11 protein-coding genes and 2 pseudogenes are annotated in these 15,849 nt (G+C 74.9%); 8 read left to right on the top strand and 5 right to left on the bottom strand.

Annotation, left to right across the window (positions count from 1 at the left end):
- Positions 1-21 precede the first annotated feature (21 nt).
- Entirely contained in the window at positions 22-1,479 is a 1,458-nt protein-coding gene (locus tag ACTWO6_RS28935) for a M1 family metallopeptidase (protein WP_446220807.1), read from the top strand.
- A gap of 1 nt (position 1,480) precedes the next feature.
- Here ACTWO6_RS28935 and ACTWO6_RS28930 read toward each other — a convergent pair whose 3' ends face one another.
- On the bottom strand, positions 1,481-2,608 hold the full coding sequence (locus ACTWO6_RS28930; RefSeq protein WP_446216880.1) for an LCP family protein: 1,128 nt from the start codon (positions 2,606-2,608) through the stop codon (positions 1,481-1,483).
- Between the two features lie 143 nt (positions 2,609-2,751).
- Here ACTWO6_RS28930 and ACTWO6_RS28925 point away from each other — a divergent pair, with 143 nt between their 5' ends.
- Both ACTWO6_RS28925 and guaA read left to right on the top strand, forming a co-directional pair.
- On the top strand, positions 2,752-4,449 hold the full coding sequence (locus ACTWO6_RS28925) for an FAD-dependent oxidoreductase (RefSeq protein WP_446216879.1): 1,698 nt from the start codon (positions 2,752-2,754) through the stop codon (positions 4,447-4,449).
- Between the two features lie 86 nt (positions 4,450-4,535).
- Complete coding sequence (gene guaA, locus ACTWO6_RS28920; RefSeq protein WP_446216878.1) at positions 4,536-6,092, top strand: glutamine-hydrolyzing GMP synthase; 1,557 nt, start codon at positions 4,536-4,538, stop codon at positions 6,090-6,092.
- Positions 6,093-6,171: 79 nt separating this feature from the next.
- On the opposite strand, the pseudogene ACTWO6_RS28915 reads toward guaA, so the two are convergent.
- Positions 6,172-6,483 (bottom strand): annotated as a pseudogene (locus ACTWO6_RS28915) (PspC domain-containing protein); the annotation flags it as partial.
- Between the two features lie 144 nt (positions 6,484-6,627).
- On the opposite strand from ACTWO6_RS28915, the gene ACTWO6_RS28910 reads away from it, so the two are divergent.
- From ACTWO6_RS28910 to ACTWO6_RS28900, 3 genes are all read left to right on the top strand, one after another.
- Positions 6,628-7,575 carry an NUDIX domain-containing protein gene (locus ACTWO6_RS28910; protein WP_446216877.1) on the top strand — a complete coding sequence of 316 codons (948 nt, stop codon included), beginning with the start codon at positions 6,628-6,630 and terminating at the stop codon, positions 7,573-7,575.
- 141 nt (positions 7,576-7,716) lie between these two features.
- A complete protein-coding gene (locus ACTWO6_RS28905) occupies positions 7,717-8,616 on the top strand; it encodes an NUDIX domain-containing protein (RefSeq protein WP_446216876.1) in 900 nt (299 codons plus the stop codon).
- Between the two features lie 346 nt (positions 8,617-8,962).
- The gene (locus ACTWO6_RS28900) at positions 8,963-9,880 is read left to right on the top strand and encodes a CDP-alcohol phosphatidyltransferase family protein (protein WP_446216875.1); all 918 of its coding nucleotides are present in this window, start codon (positions 8,963-8,965) and stop codon (positions 9,878-9,880) included.
- A 58-nt stretch (positions 9,881-9,938) separates the two neighbouring features.
- Here ACTWO6_RS28900 and ACTWO6_RS28895 read toward each other — a convergent pair whose 3' ends face one another.
- From ACTWO6_RS28895 to ACTWO6_RS28885, 3 genes and pseudogenes are all read right to left on the bottom strand, one after another.
- Positions 9,939-11,186 (bottom strand): phosphatidylserine decarboxylase, encoded by a 1,248-nt coding sequence (locus ACTWO6_RS28895; RefSeq protein WP_446216874.1) that lies wholly within the window; start codon positions 11,184-11,186, stop codon positions 9,939-9,941.
- Positions 11,187-11,760: 574 nt separating this feature from the next.
- Positions 11,761-12,018, bottom strand: a pseudogene (locus ACTWO6_RS28890) (hypothetical protein); the annotation flags it as partial.
- The gene (locus ACTWO6_RS28885) at positions 12,015-13,688 is read right to left on the bottom strand and encodes a PspC domain-containing protein (protein ID WP_446216873.1); all 1,674 of its coding nucleotides are present in this window, start codon (positions 13,686-13,688) and stop codon (positions 12,015-12,017) included. The gene ACTWO6_RS28885 and the pseudogene ACTWO6_RS28890, both read right to left, overlap by 4 nt.
- Before the next feature lie 193 nt (positions 13,689-13,881).
- Between ACTWO6_RS28885 and ACTWO6_RS28880 the strand changes: the two genes are divergently transcribed.
- Together ACTWO6_RS28880 and ACTWO6_RS28875 are read left to right on the top strand one after the other, a co-directional pair.
- Positions 13,882-15,120: a PspC domain-containing protein gene (locus ACTWO6_RS28880; protein ID WP_446216872.1), complete on the top strand. Its 1,239-nt coding sequence runs from the start codon at positions 13,882-13,884 to the stop codon at positions 15,118-15,120.
- A 2-nt stretch (positions 15,121-15,122) separates the two neighbouring features.
- Positions 15,123-15,803: a response regulator gene (locus tag ACTWO6_RS28875; RefSeq protein WP_446216871.1), complete on the top strand. Its 681-nt coding sequence runs from the start codon at positions 15,123-15,125 to the stop codon at positions 15,801-15,803.
- Positions 15,804-15,849: the final 46 nt, after the last annotated feature.

Below are 15,849 nucleotides of genomic sequence, written 5' to 3'. Positions count from 1 at the left end.
GGGAGGGTCGAGACGATGACGCTGAGGCGGCGGGGCGCGCGACGGGTCCTCGGATTGCTGGTGGTGGGTGCGCTGGCGCTCGCCGGCTGCGACTCGAGCGGCCAGGACCGGACGGCGCCGACGGCGGCGCAGGCCTCGCCGACGGCTCCCCGGACGTTCGCGCCCGGAGCGGCCGGCGCCGGCGATCCCTACTTCCCCGGCTACGGCAACGGCGGCTACGACGTCACCCACTACACCGTGCGGGTCCGCTACGACCCGGCGAAGGACCGGCTGACCGGCACGACCACGGTGCGGGCCACCGCCACCACGGACCTCTCCGCGTTCCACCTGGACCTGGCCGGGCTGACCGTGCGTTCGGTGACGGTGGACGGCGTCGCGGCCACCCACGCCCGCGCCGACAACGAGCTGATCGTCACCCCGGCGACCGGCCTCAGCTCCGGCAACGGCTTCGTCGCGGAGATCCGGTACGACGGCGTGCCGGCCGCGTTGGACAACGACGTGCTCGGCGAGGGCGGCTGGCTGCACACCTCGGACGGCGCGATCGCGCTCGGCCAGCCGGAGTCGGCGAGCACCTGGTACCCGGTCAACGACCACCCGTCGGACAAGGCCACCTACGACTTCGAGATCACCGTGCCGAAGGGGCTCACCGCGGTCAGCAACGGCGTGCCGAAGGGGCGGACCACCCAGGGCGGCTGGACCACCTGGACGTGGTCCGAGGGCGCGCCGATGGCCAGCTACCTCAGCACGGTGGTGATCGGGAGGTTCCGGGTCACCACCGGCGAGCACAAGGGACGGCCGGTGTTCAGCGCGGTCAGCACCAAGGTGGCGAAGGGCGCCCCGGACCGGTCGATCGGGCGGACCGTCGAGGTGGCCGACTACCTGGAGAGCGTCTTCGGGCCGTACCCGTTCGACGCCTACGGCGGGGTGGTGGTCGCCGACGACCGGATCCGGTACGCGCTGGAGACGCAGACCCGGCCGGTCTACTCCGCCGGGTTCTTCAAGCAGGGCGACGACACCGGCGTGGTCGCGCACGAGCTGGCCCACCAGTGGTTCGGCAACAGCGTCGCGCTTCAGCGGTGGCAGGACATCTGGCTCAACGAGGGGCTGGCCACGTACGCCGAGTGGCTCTGGGCCGAACACACCGGCGAGTCCACCGTGCAGCGCGCCTTCGACCTGAAGTACGCGACGGCGTCCGGGCAGGTCTGGCGTACCCCGCCGGGGAAGCCGGGGGCGGCGAACCTCTTCGGTCAGTCGGTCTACCAGCGGGGCGGGATGACCGTGCACGCGCTGCGGGTGGCGGTCGGCGACACCGCCTTCTTCACCATCCTCCGCACCTGGGCGGAGGAGAAGAAGAACGGCAACGCCACCACCGCCGACTTCCAGGCGCTCGCCGAGCGTGTCTCCAACAAGCAGCTGGACAAGCTCTTCGACGCCTGGCTCTACGGCACCGAACGCCCCGCCGAGCCCAAGCCGCTCTGAGTCAGCTCCGCACCCGCAGGGTGGGGTGGGTCTTGAGGAACTCCTCGGCGCGGTTGGCGCGGAGTTCGGCGAGGAACTGCCGGCCGACCGGGCGGAGCTGCTCGCCCCGGTAGGCGCCTCCCTTGCCGACCGCGTCGCCGGGGAGGCCGACCAGAACCAGGCCGTCGGCGGGCATCCCGCCGAGGGCGTACGCGAAGTCGACCAGCCGCCGCCCGCCGCCGGCGTACACCATGGTTCTGCCGAGGGCGCGGACCACCTGCTCGACGCGGTCCGGGTCCCGGGCCAGCCCCTGGCCGAGGATCTTGCGGATCAGTGCCCGGATCAGCTGCTGCTGGTGGCGCTGTCGGGCGTAGTCGCCCCCGGCGATGTAGCGCTGTCGGGCGTAGTCCCGCGCCTGCCAGCCGTTGAGGTGCTGGTTGCCCTTCTCGTAGACCATCTGCGGCCCGGTGTACCCGCCAGCGGTGTGTGGCCGGTACTGCCCGTCCGGGCGCCGGTGGATCGAGGCGACCCGCTGGTCGACGTAGAGGTCCACCCCGCCGAGGGCGTCGACCAGCCGGTCGAAGCCGAAGAAGGTGAGCACCGCGCCCGCGTCGATGCGCAGCCCGGTGTACCGGCTGACGGTGGTGCGCAGCAGCTCGTACCCCTGGGCGGTGCTCGGGTGGGCCTTGTCGCCCGGGACCCGGCTGCCGTAGCTCATCGCGTGGGTGAGCTTGGTCCGGCCGCCCGGGTAGCCGGCCTTCGGGTAGGCCGGGATGTCCACCACCAGGTCGCGGGGGAGCGAGAAGAGGTATGCCTGCTTCAAGCCCGCCTCCACGTGCATGACCAGCACCGCGTCGGCGTGCGGCTCCCAGCCGGGCACGGTGACGCGGGTGTCCACCCCGACGATGAGGAAGTTCAGCGGGCCGGTCAGGTCGGCGCCGGGCGGCGGGGTGGGGCTCGCCGTGGCCGGGGCGGGGGCGCTCGCGGACGGCGTGGGCGTGGCCGGGCCGGCCGCCGGGCCGGGCGCGGGGGTGGATCGGGAGAGCAGGCGGGTGGCCGCCACCGCGCCGGCGGCGACCAGGAGCACGGCCACCAGGGCGGCCGCCCCCAGCATCCAGCGCCGTCGTGGTCGTGCGGTCTCCTGCGTCATCCGGTGTCCCTCTCCCCGTACGGAAACGACGCTCGAACGGGGGCCCGGGGTTGCCGCCGGCGGGCCCGGGTCGGTCGAGCGTTCTGCATGATCCCGAAAATCTGGCGCTGGCGCGACGGCTACCCGTCGGTAATGATGCGTCCATGCGGTACGACGTGGTCGTCATCGGGTCCGGCTTCGGCGGCAGCGTCACCGCGCTCCGACTGGCGGAGAAGGGCTACACGGTCGGCGTGCTGGAGGCCGGGCGGCGCTTCGCCGACGACGAGTTCCCGCAGACCTCCTGGCGTGCCCGGCGCTTCCTCTGGGCCCCGAAGCTCGGCTGCTACGGCCTCCAGCGGATCACCCTGCTCCGCTCGGCCGACCGGAGGGCCGGCGGGGGAGTCATGGTGCTCTCCGGGGCCGGGGTGGGCGGTGGCTCGCTGGTCTACGCCAACACCCTTTACGAGCCCCTCGACGCGTTCTACGCCGACCCGCAGTGGCGGGACATCACCGACTGGCGCGACGAGCTGGCCCGCCACTACGACCAGGCCAAACGGATGCTCGGGGTGACCACGTACCCGGTCCGGACCGGCGCGGACCGGGCGATGCGGGCGGTGGCCGAGCGGATGGGGGTCGGGCACACCTTCCACGCCACCCCGGTCGGGGTGCACATCGGCCGGCCCGGCGAGCGGGTGCCCGACCCGTACTTCGGCGGGGCCGGGCCGGAGCGGACCGGCTGCACACACTGCGGCTCGTGCATGACCGGTTGCCGGCACGGCGCCAAGAACACCCTGGTCAAGAACTACCTCTGGCTGGCCGAGCGGCTCGGCGCCCAGGTCCACCCGCTGACCACCGTCACCGGGGTCCGCCCCGCCGCCGGCGGGGGCTACCAGGTGCACACCGAGCGCACCGGCGCGTGGCTGCGCAGGCGGCGGCAGGTGATCCACGCCGGCCAGGTGGTCTTCGCCGCCGGCGCGCTGGGCACCCAGCGGCTGCTGCACGAGATGAAGGCGACCGGGGCGCTGGCCGCGCTCTCGCCCCGCCTCGGCGAGCTGACCCGGACCAACTCGGAGGCGATCCTCGGCGCCTCGGTGCCCCGCCAGCGGGCCCGCGAGCGGCGGCTCGACTTCACCGAGGGGGTGGCGATCACCAGCTCGTTCCACCCCGACCCGCAGACCCACATCGAGCCGGTCCGCTACGGGCGGGGCTCGAACGCGATGGGTCTGCTCCAGTCGCTGCTGGTCGACGGCGGCCCGCACCGGGTCCGGCGCTGGCTGGGCAGCATCGTCCGGCAGCCCGGCCTGGCCGCCCGGATGCTCTCGGTCCGCGGGTGGTCCGAGCGCACGGTGATCGCCCTCGTGATGCAGTCGGCGGACAACTCCCTGACCACCCGGTGGCGGCGCGGGCTCCTCGGCCGCCGGCTGGTCTCCGGGCCGGGGCACGGCGCGCCGAACCCGACCTGGATCCCGGCCGGCAACAACGCGGTCCGGCTGCTCGCCGAGGAGATCGACGGGACGCCCGGCGGCGCGCTGACCGAGCCGTTCAACATCCCGATGACCGCGCACATCCTCGGCGGGGCGGTGATCGGGGCCACCCCGGCGGACGGGGTGATCGACCCGTACCACCGGGTGCACGGGCACCCGGGGCTGCACGTGGTGGACGGGGCGGCGGTCTCGGCGAACCTCGGGGTGAACCCGTCGCTGACCATCACGGCCCAGGCGGAACGGGCGATGTCGTTCTGGCCCAACCAGGGCGAGGAGGATCCGCGACCGCCGCTCGGGCAGCCGTACCGCCGGCTGGCGCCGGTCCCGCCGCGGCAGCCGGCGGTCCCGGCGCACGCCCCCGCCGCCCTGCGCGGGTGACCCGCGCGACATCCCGGCGGGGCGCGCCGCGCGGAGCGACCGGCCCGCGCCCGGCGCGGGGGTGACGGTGGGTAGGCTTTCTGCACATGAGCACGCCTCGCCCCGTCCTCGTGGTGGACTTCGGAGCCCAGTACGCCCAGCTCATCGCGCGCCGGGTGCGCGAGGCGAAGGTCTACTCGGAGATCGTCCCGCACACCATGCCGGTCGCCGAGATGCTGGCGAAGGACCCGGCCGCGATCATCCTGTCCGGCGGCCCGTCCAGCGTCTACGCCCCCGGCGCCCCGCAGATCGACGCCGGCATGTTCACCGCCGACGTCCCGGTCTTCGGCATCTGCTACGGATTCCAGGCGATGGCGCAGGCGCTCGGCGGCACGGTCGCGCGGACCGGCAACCGGGAGTACGGCGGCACCCCGCTGCGCCCCCGGCTCCTCGAGCCCGGCGTGCTGCTCCGCGACCTGCCGGCGGACCTGCCGGTGTGGATGAGCCACGGCGACTGCGTGACCGAGGCCCCCGAGGGCTTCACCGTGACCGCCGAGTCGGCGGGCGCGCCGGTCGCCGCGTTCGAGGACGTGGCCGGGCGCCGGGCCGGGGTGCAGTTCCACCCCGAGGTCGGGCACACCGCGCACGGCCAGGAGATGCTGACCCGCTTCCTGTACGACATCGCCGGCGTCGAGCCGACCTGGACGCCCGAGAACATCATCGACGAGCAGGTCGCCCGGATCCGCGAGCAGGTGGGCGACAAGGAGGTCATCTGCGGGCTGTCCGGCGGGGTGGACTCCGCGGTCGCCGCCGCCCTGGTGCACAAGGCGGTCGGTGACCAGCTCACCTGCGTCTTCGTCGACCACGGCCTGCTGCGCGCGGGTGAGGCCGAGCAGGTCGAGAAGGACTACGTGGCCGCCACCGGCATCAAGCTCAAGGTGGTCGACGCGCAGGACCGCTTCCTCGGGGCGCTCGCCGGGGTGACGGACCCGGAGCAGAAGCGCAAGATCATCGGCCGGGAGTTCATCCGGGTCTTCGAGGCCGCCGCCCGGGAGATCGCCTCGCACGGCGACGTCGAGTTCCTGGTGCAGGGCACCCTCTACCCGGACGTGGTGGAGTCCGGCGGCGGCACCGGCACCGCCAACATCAAGAGCCATCACAACGTCGGCGGCCTGCCGGAGGACCTGAAGTTCGCCCTGGTCGAGCCGCTGCGCGCGCTCTTCAAGGACGAGGTCCGGGCGCTCGGCCTGGAGCTGGGCCTGCCCGAGGCGATGGTCTGGCGGCACCCGTTCCCCGGCCCCGGCCTGGCCATCCGGATCATCGGCGCGGTCGACCGGGAGCGGCTGGACCTGCTCCGCAAGGCCGACCTGATCGCCCGGGAGGAGCTGACCGCCGCCGGCCTGGACCGGGGCGTGTGGCAGTTCCCGGTGGTGCTCCTGGCCGAGGTGCGCAGCGTCGGCGTGCAGGGTGACGGGCGCAGCTACGGGCATCCCGTGGTGCTGCGCCCGGTCTCCAGCGAGGACGCGATGACCGCCGACTGGTCCCGGCTGCCCTACGAGGTGGTCGCCCGGATCTCCACCCGGATCACCAACGAGGTGGCCGAGGTGAACCGGGTGGTCCTGGACGTCACCAGCAAGCCGCCGGGCACCATCGAGTGGGAGTGACGCCGGCTCACCCGGCGGTCGGCGGCTGAGGCTGCGGCCGGGGCGTCGGCTCCGGCGTGCCCGCCGGGTGCGTCGCCGGCCCGCCGGTCGCGGTCGGCCAGGCCTCCGGGCCGGACGCCGGCTGCGGCCAGCCCTGCGGCGCGGCGCCCGTCGGGTGCGGCCAGGCGGGCGCGCCGGCCGGCTCCTCCGGCATCAGGAACCACATGATCGGGTACGCCAGTGCGGCGAAGCCGCCGGTGAGCAGGGTGGCGACGGCGAAGATCACCCGGACGAGGGTCGGGTCGACGGCGAAGTAGCGGCCGACGCCGCTGGCGACGCCGGCCACCATGCGGTCGGTCGTCGGTCGGCGGAGCTGCTTGTACGGCGCGTGAGGGGTGCTCGTGGAGGTCATGTCCCCACGGTCCCGCGCCGGCGGGCGGGCGACCTCGGTGACCGCCCGGACTCCTACCCTGATCGATCCCTGAGGCGCCAGCGATGAGTCAGGAATCCGACTCTTTTCGATGGACGTAACCCGGCAGGGGGAGAATTTCCTCCCGTGACCACCTCGCTGGAGCCGCTCCGCAGGATCGCGGCATACGCAGTTTGTGCTGATCAAGCCGGCCGAGTGTTGCTGGTCCGCGCATCGGATCGCTCCGGCACCCCCCGCACCTGGTCGCTGCCCGGAGGGGCGGTCGACCACGGTGAGGACCCCAAGCACACCGTCGTCCGCGAGACCGCGACGGAGACCGGCCTCTCGGTCGCCGTCTCCGAGCTGGCAGACGTGCTCGCCGACATGCGGGCCCTGCCCGAGCGCGGCATCACCCTGCACACCGACCGCCTGCTCTACACGGTCTCGCTGCGGGGCGGGACGCTGACCGACCGGGTGGACCGCCCGACCGACCTGGCCCGCTGGGTCACCCTGGACGAGGCCGGGGCGCTGCCGCTGCGGTCGTTCACCGCGCGCGCCCTGGGGCTCCCCGCCTCCTCGGCCGACGTGGTGCCCGAGGAGGTCCCCGAGTTTCCCTCGTTCTACGCGGTGCCCGGCCCGGACGGGCTGCACCGGGCGCAGCGCTTCGCCGCGTACGCCGTGGTCACCGACCCGGAGGAGCGGGTGCTGCTCACCCGGGTCTCCGACGGGTACCCGGGCGCCGGCTGCTGGCACCTCCCCGGCGGCGGCACCGACTACGGCGAGCAGCCGGGCGCGGCGCTGATCCGGGAGCTGGTCGAGGAGACCGGGCAGACCGGCCGCCTGGTCGAGCTGCTCGGCGTGGCCAGCCACCGGGACGCCGCCTCGCTCGGCCCGGAGGGCTACCCGATCGACTGGCACGGGGTGCGCGCCTTCTACCGGGTGGTCGTCGACCAGCCCGCCCCGCCCACCGTGGCCGACGTGGGCGGCTCCACCTGCGAGGCCCGCTGGTTCCGCCGCGAGGAGCTGACCGCCCTCCCCACCGACCGCCTCACCGAGGTGACCGCCGAGGCCGTCCACGCCGCCCAACTCCTCTAAACCTGACCCCACCCCCTCCCCGCGCTCCCCTCCACCGGCCGTTCCGGTGATCATGAAGTTGTTGCCGCGACACGCCGTGCCCGTGGGCAATAGGTTCATGATCGACGGGACGGCCGGTCGGGTTGTGGGAGCGGGGGGCTGATGGAACAGCGGCGGCGGATCGGGGCGTACGGGGTGTGCCGGGACGGGGAGCGGGTGCTGCTCGTGCGGGGGTCGGCCGTCGCGGACTTCCCCGGGGTGTGGCAGCTGCCCGGCGGTGGGCTCGACCACGCCGAGCATGCCGAGGTCGCGGTGGTGCGCGAGTTCGCCGAGGAGACCGGGCTGACCGTGGTGGTGACCGGGCTGCGGGACGCGGTGGCGGACGTGACCCGGTACCCCGACCTCGGGGTCGCCCTGCACACCGACCGGATCATCTTCGACGTCACACCCACCGGCGGCGCCCTCCGGGACGAGGTCGACCAGACCACCGACCTGGCCCGCTGGTGCACCCCCGCCGAGGCGGCCGGGCTGCCGTTGCTGCCGTTCACCGCCGAGCTGCTCGGCCTGCCGGTCGACCCGCTGCCCGCGCGGACCGCCCGGGCACCGTTCGGGCCGGCGCCCACCGACCGGCGGCAGCGCTTCGCCGCGTACGGGCTGGTCACCGACCCGGCGGGGCGGGTGCTGCTCACCATGATCGCCGACGGTTACCCGGGCGCCGGCAAGTGGCACCTGCCCGGTGGCGGCACCGACCACGGCGAGCAGCCCGCCGCCGGACTGCTCCGCGAGCTGGTCGAGGAGGCCAACCAGCTCGGCCGGGTGGTCGACCTGCTGGCCGTGGACAACCTGCACAATCCCGCCGCGCTCGGCCCCGAGGGGCGGCCGTTGGACTGGCACGGCGTCCGGGTGATCTACCGGGTGCGGGTGGACGCCCCGACCGAGGCGGTGGTGACCGAGCTCGCCGGCGGGTCCACCGCCCGCGCCGCCTGGTTCGCTCCAGAGCAGGTCAGCGAGCTGCGGCTGACCGACGTGGCGGCCCTGGCAACCGGACGTCGGGGGAGGTAGCACCCGCTCGCCGGGCCGCTCCGGCCCTCCTCCGGTACAGTCGGGAGTTGGGTTGGTGCAAGAAACGGGCGATGACGCCCGAGATGGGAATAAGAGAGCGGTTCGCGCGGCTTAAGGGAGATATAAGTACCGCCGGCAGCTATCGCCAAGCCCCTTTCCCTTGTGCAATGGTGTACTCCGCAAAACGGGCTGCCGGACCAGCAAGGTCCGGCACGAGACAGCCGGACAGCCGCCCAGGTGGGCGGTCAGCCGATCCGGTGATGGAGGAAGCGTGCCGAGAGCCCCATGGCGCCGGCGTCGTACGACTGACAGTCCGCGCCCCGCAGGGCGTCGCTGGGCGGGCCGGTTGCGCCGCAGCAGCACGTTCGCCCGCCAGGTGCTGCTGGTCCGGGTGGGCCGCCGGGACGATGCCGGTTCCGGCACCGACCTGGTCGTTCCCGACCACCGCTACGCCGACCGGCAGCGCCGCCGCTACGGCCGGTTCGACCGCGCCGCCGAGGTCGAGGCGATCATGCCGGTCAGCCCGGCGCTCGCCCCTACGTCGCCGGTCGACGACGACGCGACGGCGATGTCGATCCCGCTCCTGCCGGGTGAGCGCACCGCCGCCCGCCGGATGAAGTTCGCCCTGGTCAACGCCTGCACCCTGAGCAGCCTGATGCTCGGCATGCTGGCCATCTTCCTGGCCATGCAGGGCGAGGTCCGGGTCGCGGCGCTCTGCCTGATCGCCTGCGTCGTGTTCGACGGTCTCGACGGCGCGCTGGCCCGCAAGCTCGGCGTGGCCAGCCCGTTCGGCGCCCAGATGGACTCGCTGGCCGACATGTGCTCGTTCGGCCTCGCCGCCCCGGTGGTGGTCTACGCCTCGCTGGCCGGGTCGGTGCCGCCGGCCGCCGCCGCGGTGGCCTGCGCGCTCGTCGCGGCCTGCGCCGCGATCCGGCTCGCCCGGTTCAACGTCTCGCCGAAGGACGGCCGGTTCTTCTGCGGCGTGCCGACGACCATGGCGGCGGCCGTCCTGGCCCTGACCGTGGCGATCGGGCTGCCGGTCTCCGGGCTGGTGCTGGTCGGCGGGGTCGCCCTGCTCGCCTTCGCGATGGTCTCCAGCTTCCCGTACGCCAAGCTCGCCCGGCTGGTGAAGCTGCCGCCGTGGCTCTGGCTGGCCCCGGTGGTCGGCGCCCTGGTCGACATCCGGCTGACCTTCGCCCTGGTGGTGGTGGGTTACCTGGTCAGCGGCCCGCTGCTCTGGCTGCACCAGCGCCGTACCGCCTGATCCCGCCGTACGAAAAAGGGGCGCCGCGTTCGCGGCGCCCCTTTTCGCGTCTCCGCGGTCAGACCCAGCGGGCGATCACGGTCGAGCCCCCGACCACCTTGTCGCCGGGGCCGACCAGCGGCTCGGCGGCGTCCGCCGGCAGGTAGACGTCGGTCCGCGAGCCGAACCGGATCAGCCCGAAGCGCTCGCCCTTCGCCAGCAGCGCGCCGACCGGCGCCCGCTGCACGATCCGCCGGGCGATCAGGCCGGTACGCTGCGCGACCACCACCGGGCCGTGCTCGGTCTCCAGCACCGTGTACGCCGCGACGTTGTGCTCGGCGTCCGGCTTCATCGCGTTGACGAAGCCGCCGTCGGCGACGAAGTAGTCGACCACCTTCCCGGCGACCGGGGCGCGGTTGACGTGCACGTCCAGCACGGAGAGGAAGACCGCGACGCGCAGCCACTCGCCCTCGCCGAAGCGCTCGTCCTGCAGCCGCTGCACCGAGAGAACCTGACCGTCCGCGGCGGCGACCACGGCCGAGGGGTCCTCCGGCACGTCCCGCTCCGGGTCCCGGAAGAAGGCGGCCACCGGGGCGGCGGCCAGCGCCGGCAGCAGCCAGAGCTTCGACTTCGGCCGGGCCGCCCGGGCCAGCGCGGCCAGCCCGAGGCTGATCCCGGCCGCGGCGACGCCGTTCGAGTCGATGTGCATGCCCCGGGTCAGCGGCACGCTGGACGGCCGGTACGCCGGGGTCAGCCGGGCGGCCACCGCGGCGCTGGCCGGGGTGAAGCGGAGCTGGTGCACCCGGACCGGCGGGGAGTTGCGCAGCACCAGGTCGGTGCGGACGCCGTGCAGCACGCCCTGCCGGTCCAGCTCGGTGCCCGCGCCCTCGGTCCGGAAGAGCGGCGCGGCCACGCTCAGCACCGCGCCGTCGGAGAGGTACTTCGACAGCCCGTCGACGGCCACCCGGGCCTCGTCGGCGGTGCCGGTGAACGGTTCGGCGGCGATGACCACCTCGGCGGCGTCCGCCTCGGCGAGGGTGTCGACCACGCGTACCCGGTCGGCGACCCACCGGCCCTGGGCCGACACGTGCTCGCGGAGCGCGGCGGCGGAGGAGCCCTCCGCCGGCACGACGGTGAGCCGGTCGCCGGGGAGCAGCCCCTCGATCGCCGCGGCCAGGACCGGGGACTCCGGAGCCGCGCCGACCAGCAGGGCGGCCTTCGGGTCGTTGCGCCGGGCGAGCTCGGTGACGAGGGTACGGGCGGCGCGCTCGCCGATGCGGACCGGACCGGACGCGCCGGACGTGCGCACGGCGGGGGACTGGGTCATGTCGGACGGGCTCCTGACGGGTAGAGACGGGAAAGCGGCGGGACCCCCACGGCGACCTGGTCGGCTGGGCCGGGGACGAGGCTCGGCGACCGGGACCACCGGACCGGGCGGAACCCGGCGAGGTGGCGGCCCGGCCGCGGCCGCGGCCACACGGTGTGGGCCGGCCGGCGGAGGCGAGATCTCCACCAGCCAGCATATGCGCCGCCCGAGGAGCCCCGCACCGCCGTGCTCAGCCCGGTGACCGCTCCTCGCCGTCCGGCCCCGGCGGCGGGCCGTCTCCAGCGGCTCGCCGCCCGGGCGTGCCCGGCGTGTCGCCGACGGTGGACCGCCCGGGGCTCGTCGGTCCGAGGTCGACGGTGGGCTGCTCCCGGGTCACCGGCGCCACGTCGACGGTGGGCTGCTCGCGGGTCGCCGCGCCCGCGGGCGGCCCGAGGTCCGTCGGCGCGGACGGCGACCAGCGCGGTCCGGCCGACCCGCCACTGACCGGCCGGTCCTCCACCGCCTCGGCCGCGTCGTCGCCGACCGCATCGGTGCTCCACTCGTCGGCCTCCGGCGCCGCCGGTGGGGTCCACTCCGGGCCGCCGCCCTCGTAGGGGGCGGACACGGTCGCCTCGGCGTCCGGCGTGGTGGCGGCGTCCCGGTCGGCGTGCCGGCCGGAGCCCAGCGCGCCGACCAGGCCCAGCACCCCGACCAGGAGGAGCCCGCCGGCCAGGAACCACCCCACCGGCGGCAGCGTCAGCCCGAGGATCCGGGCCAGCAGCCACCAGACGGAGAGGGCCAGGAAGACCAGCCCGAACGCGAGCGAGACGAGGTCGGTGCGGTGGGCCTTCACCGGGTCACCTCCAGGTTGCCGGCGTTGACGTGGATGAGCAGCCGCAGCTTGCCACCGCCGGGGCCGTCCGGGCCGACGTCGGTGCTCTCCCGGAGGTTGCCGTCCAGCCCGCCGGAGCGCCGGCCGAAGACGGTGGCGTCTCCGGCGTTCACGTCGGCCACCGTGGTGACGTCGACGTTCGGCGGCACCACCACCGTCGCCTCGCCGAAGTTGATCGCCACCACGATCTGCGTCTCCTTCTTGTCGAAGTCGACCCCGCGCAGGTCGAGCACGGCGTCGCCGAAGTTGTTCTCGTACCGGGTCGCCAGGTCGCGGTAGTCCGTCGGGGCCCAGGTCACGTCGCCGTCGATGCCGCGTACCCGGTCGTATGACTCGGCGACGGTGGCGACGCCGAGCGCCGCCGCGGTCACCAGGCCGAGCGCGATCAGCCAGCGCGCCCGGCCGAACCAGGTGCCGACCAGCAGCCCGAGCCCGATCGTGGCCAGCGTCGCGGCGAAGTACCCGGCGGCGCCCACCGGGAAGACGTCCAGCAGGTCGAGCACGGCGACCACGCCCAGCGAGAGGAAGATCAGCGAGAACGTCACCGCGCCGAGCGGGGAGCGTTCCTTCGGCCGCTTGGGCGGCTTGGGCGCCCGGGCCGGCGGCTGCGGCGGCACCGGCGGGTACGGCCCGGCGTACGGGCCGCGGGGGGCGAACGGCGCCCGGTACCCGGTCGGCGGCAGCGGCGCGGGGACCGGCTCGCCGACCGTCGGCGCGGCGGGCCAGACCGGCGCCTCCGCGCCGGCTCCCGTGGTGGGTCGGGCGGGCGGCTCGACGGTGCCGGGGCCGGCCGCCGGAGCCGGCGCGGGCTGCGGCCGGACGGCCTCCCACGGCCCCGCCGGGGCGGGACCGGCGGCCGGGGCCGACCAGGCCGGCAGGCCCGAGGTCGGGGCGGGGGCGGGCGGGGCGTACATCCCCGGGGCCGGCCAGCTCACCGGCGGCACGGGCCCGGGAGGCGTCGCGGGCGGGCCGGACGCGGCCGGGCCCGCGGGCCCCCGGTGTTCCCGGTTGAGCAGCAGCGCGCCGCCGATCAGGATGGCCGCGCCGAGCAGGACGGCCCGGAACGCGTCGGTGACGATGTAGCCGAAGCTGACCGCGACCAGGATGCTGAGCACGATGACGGTGACCGGCGACATGCTGGACCGGCCCCGGCCGAGCATCGACTCCACCGGGGAGGCGGTGTCCCCCTCGCCGGGGATGATCAGCCACGCGGCGACGTAGATCAGGATGCCGATGCCGCCGAAGAAGCCCAGCACGGCGAGCAGCACCCGCCAGAGCACCGGGTCGGTGTTGGTGGCCCGGCCGATCGCCGCGCAGACGCCGGCCAGGTAGCGGCCCTCGCGGGGGCGGACCAGCCCGTACCGGGAGGTGAAGCCGACGCCGCCGGGCGGCGGGGCGTACCCGGGCGGCGGGTCGCCGAGCGGCGCGGCGCCGGCGGCCGACGCGCCCGGCGGTGGGGTGGCGGGTCCGGCGGTCGACCACGACGGGTCGCCGGCGGCGTCCCCGGCCGGCGGGGCGCCCTGCTCCGAACCGGCCTGGGTGGTGGGCGCCGGTGTCGGCGCCGGGGGTGGCGGTGGCCCGTCCGGCGGTGCCGCCCCGGGCAGGGGCGGACGGGCAGCGTCCTCGGTCATGCTTCCGATCCTGCTGCCCCGGGCGCCCGAGCGTCCTCCGGAACCGACCCTGACGCCACCCTGAGATCCGCGGCGGCCGAATGTCGGGGGCGTCCCCGTGGCCCGGGGCGGTCCGCCCGTGTGACGATCGGGGCGGCGCCGGAATCGGCCCGTGCCTCGTCCCACCACCGGGGAGTTTCCGATCAGCAGCACCGTGACCCCACACCCACCGCGGCTCTACCGTGCCCCCGAGCACCGGCTGGCCGCGGGGGTGGCCGCCGGCATCGCCGACCACCTCGGCATCTCCGTGGTCCGCGTCCGGGTGGCCTTCATGGTGCTGCTCGGGCTGAGCGGCCTCGGCCTGCTGCTCTACGCGGCCTTCTGGGCGGTGGTCCCGCTGCGCCCGGGCGACGCCGTACCGCCCCGCCGGGACCTCGCCCAGCTCCTGCCCTTCGTCGCGATCGGGCTGGGCGTGCTGCTGACGCAGGTGATGGTCTTCGATTCGGTGGGCGCGGCCGGCACCGCCGGCTGGCTGGTTGCGATCATCGCGGTCGGCGCCGGGGTGATCTGGCACCAGTCCGCCCCGGAGCGCCGCCGGCAGTGGGGCGAGTCGATGCCGGTGCCGTGGCTCGGCGCGGTGGTGGAGGAGAGCGACCGGCGGGCCTTCGTGCTCCGCTTCATCGGCGGCGGCGTACTGGTCGCGGTCGGCATCATCGGCGTGGCGGCGGTCTACTCGCCGGCGCAGAACTTCGACGCCGTGATCAACGGCGTGATCTTCGCGCTGGTCGGGCTGGCCGGCGTCGGCGTGGTGGCCGCGCCCGTGCTCTGGCGGACCTGGAACCAGCTCCGCTCGGAGCGGGAGGGGCGCATCCGCGAGCAGGAGCGCGCCGAGCTGGCCGCGATGGTGCACGACCAGGTGCTGCACACCCTGGCCCTGATCCAGCGCAACGCCAGCGACGTCAAGACGGTCCAGCGGCTGGCCCGGGGCCAGGAACGGTCGCTGCGGAACTGGCTCTACAAGCCGACCGGCTCGCCGACCGAGCGCTTCGCCGCGGCCCTGGAGCAGGCCGCCGCCGAGGTGGAGGACACCTTCGCCATCACGGTGGAGGCGGTGGTGGTCGGCGACCGGGAGACCGACGAGCGGGTCGGCGCGCTGGTCGCCGCGGCCCGGGAGGCGCTGGTGAACGCCGCCCGGCACGCCGCGGTCCAGACGGTCTCGCTCTACGCCGAGGTGGAGCCGGACCAGGTCAGCGTCTTCGTGCGGGACCGGGGCAAGGGCTTCGACCCGGATACGGTGGAGGATCACCGGCACGGCGTCCGAGGGTCGATCATCGGACGGATGAAGCGGCACGGTGGCCGGGCGGAGATCCGGTCCGAGCCGGGGGAGGGGACCGAGGTCCGGCTGATCCTGCCGATCACCGGCGCCGGCTCCGCGACGGAAAGGGACAGATGACCATGGCCGAGCACGAACCGGTCGAGGGGGCGCAGCCCCGGGACGGGCGGCTGCGGGTGTTCCTCGTCGACGACCACGCGATGTTCCGGGCGGGCGTGCGCGCCGAGCTGGGCGGCCACGTGGAGGTGGTGGGCGAGGCGAGCACGGTGACCGAGGCGGTCAACCGGATCGCCGCCACCCAGCCCGACGTGGTGCTGCTCGACGTGCACATGCCGGACGGCGGTGGCCGGGCGGTGCTGGACGCGATGCGGCGTACCCACCCGCAGGTGAAGTTCCTCGCGCTGAGCGTGTCGGACGCGGCCGAGGACGTGATAGGGCTGATCCGGGCCGGCGCCCGGGGGTACGTCACGAAGACCATCTCGCCGGACGAGCTGACCGACGCCATCCGGCGGGTGGCCGACGGCGACGCCGTGTTCAGCCCGCGGCTGGCCGGGTTCGTGCTGGACGCGTTCGCGGCCCGGCCGGACGCGCCGGTCGCCGATCCGGAGCTGGACCAGCTCACCAACCGGGAGCGCGAGGTGCTCCGGCTGCTGGCCCGGGGGTACGCGTACAAGGAGATCGCCAAGGAGCTCTACATCTCGATCAAGACGGTCGAGACGCACGTGTCGAACGTGCTCCGCAAGCTCCAGATGTCCAACCGGTACGAGCTGTCCCGCTGGGCGGCGGACCGCCGCCTGGTCTGACCCGCGCCCCGTCCCCGGTCCCCGGCGTCCCGTGCGGCGCCGGGGG

It is taken from the genome of Micromonospora sp. IBHARD004 (assembly GCF_052814115.1).
Note: the sequence above shows the minus strand (reverse complement) of the source record. Positions and strands in the feature narration are given on the sequence as shown.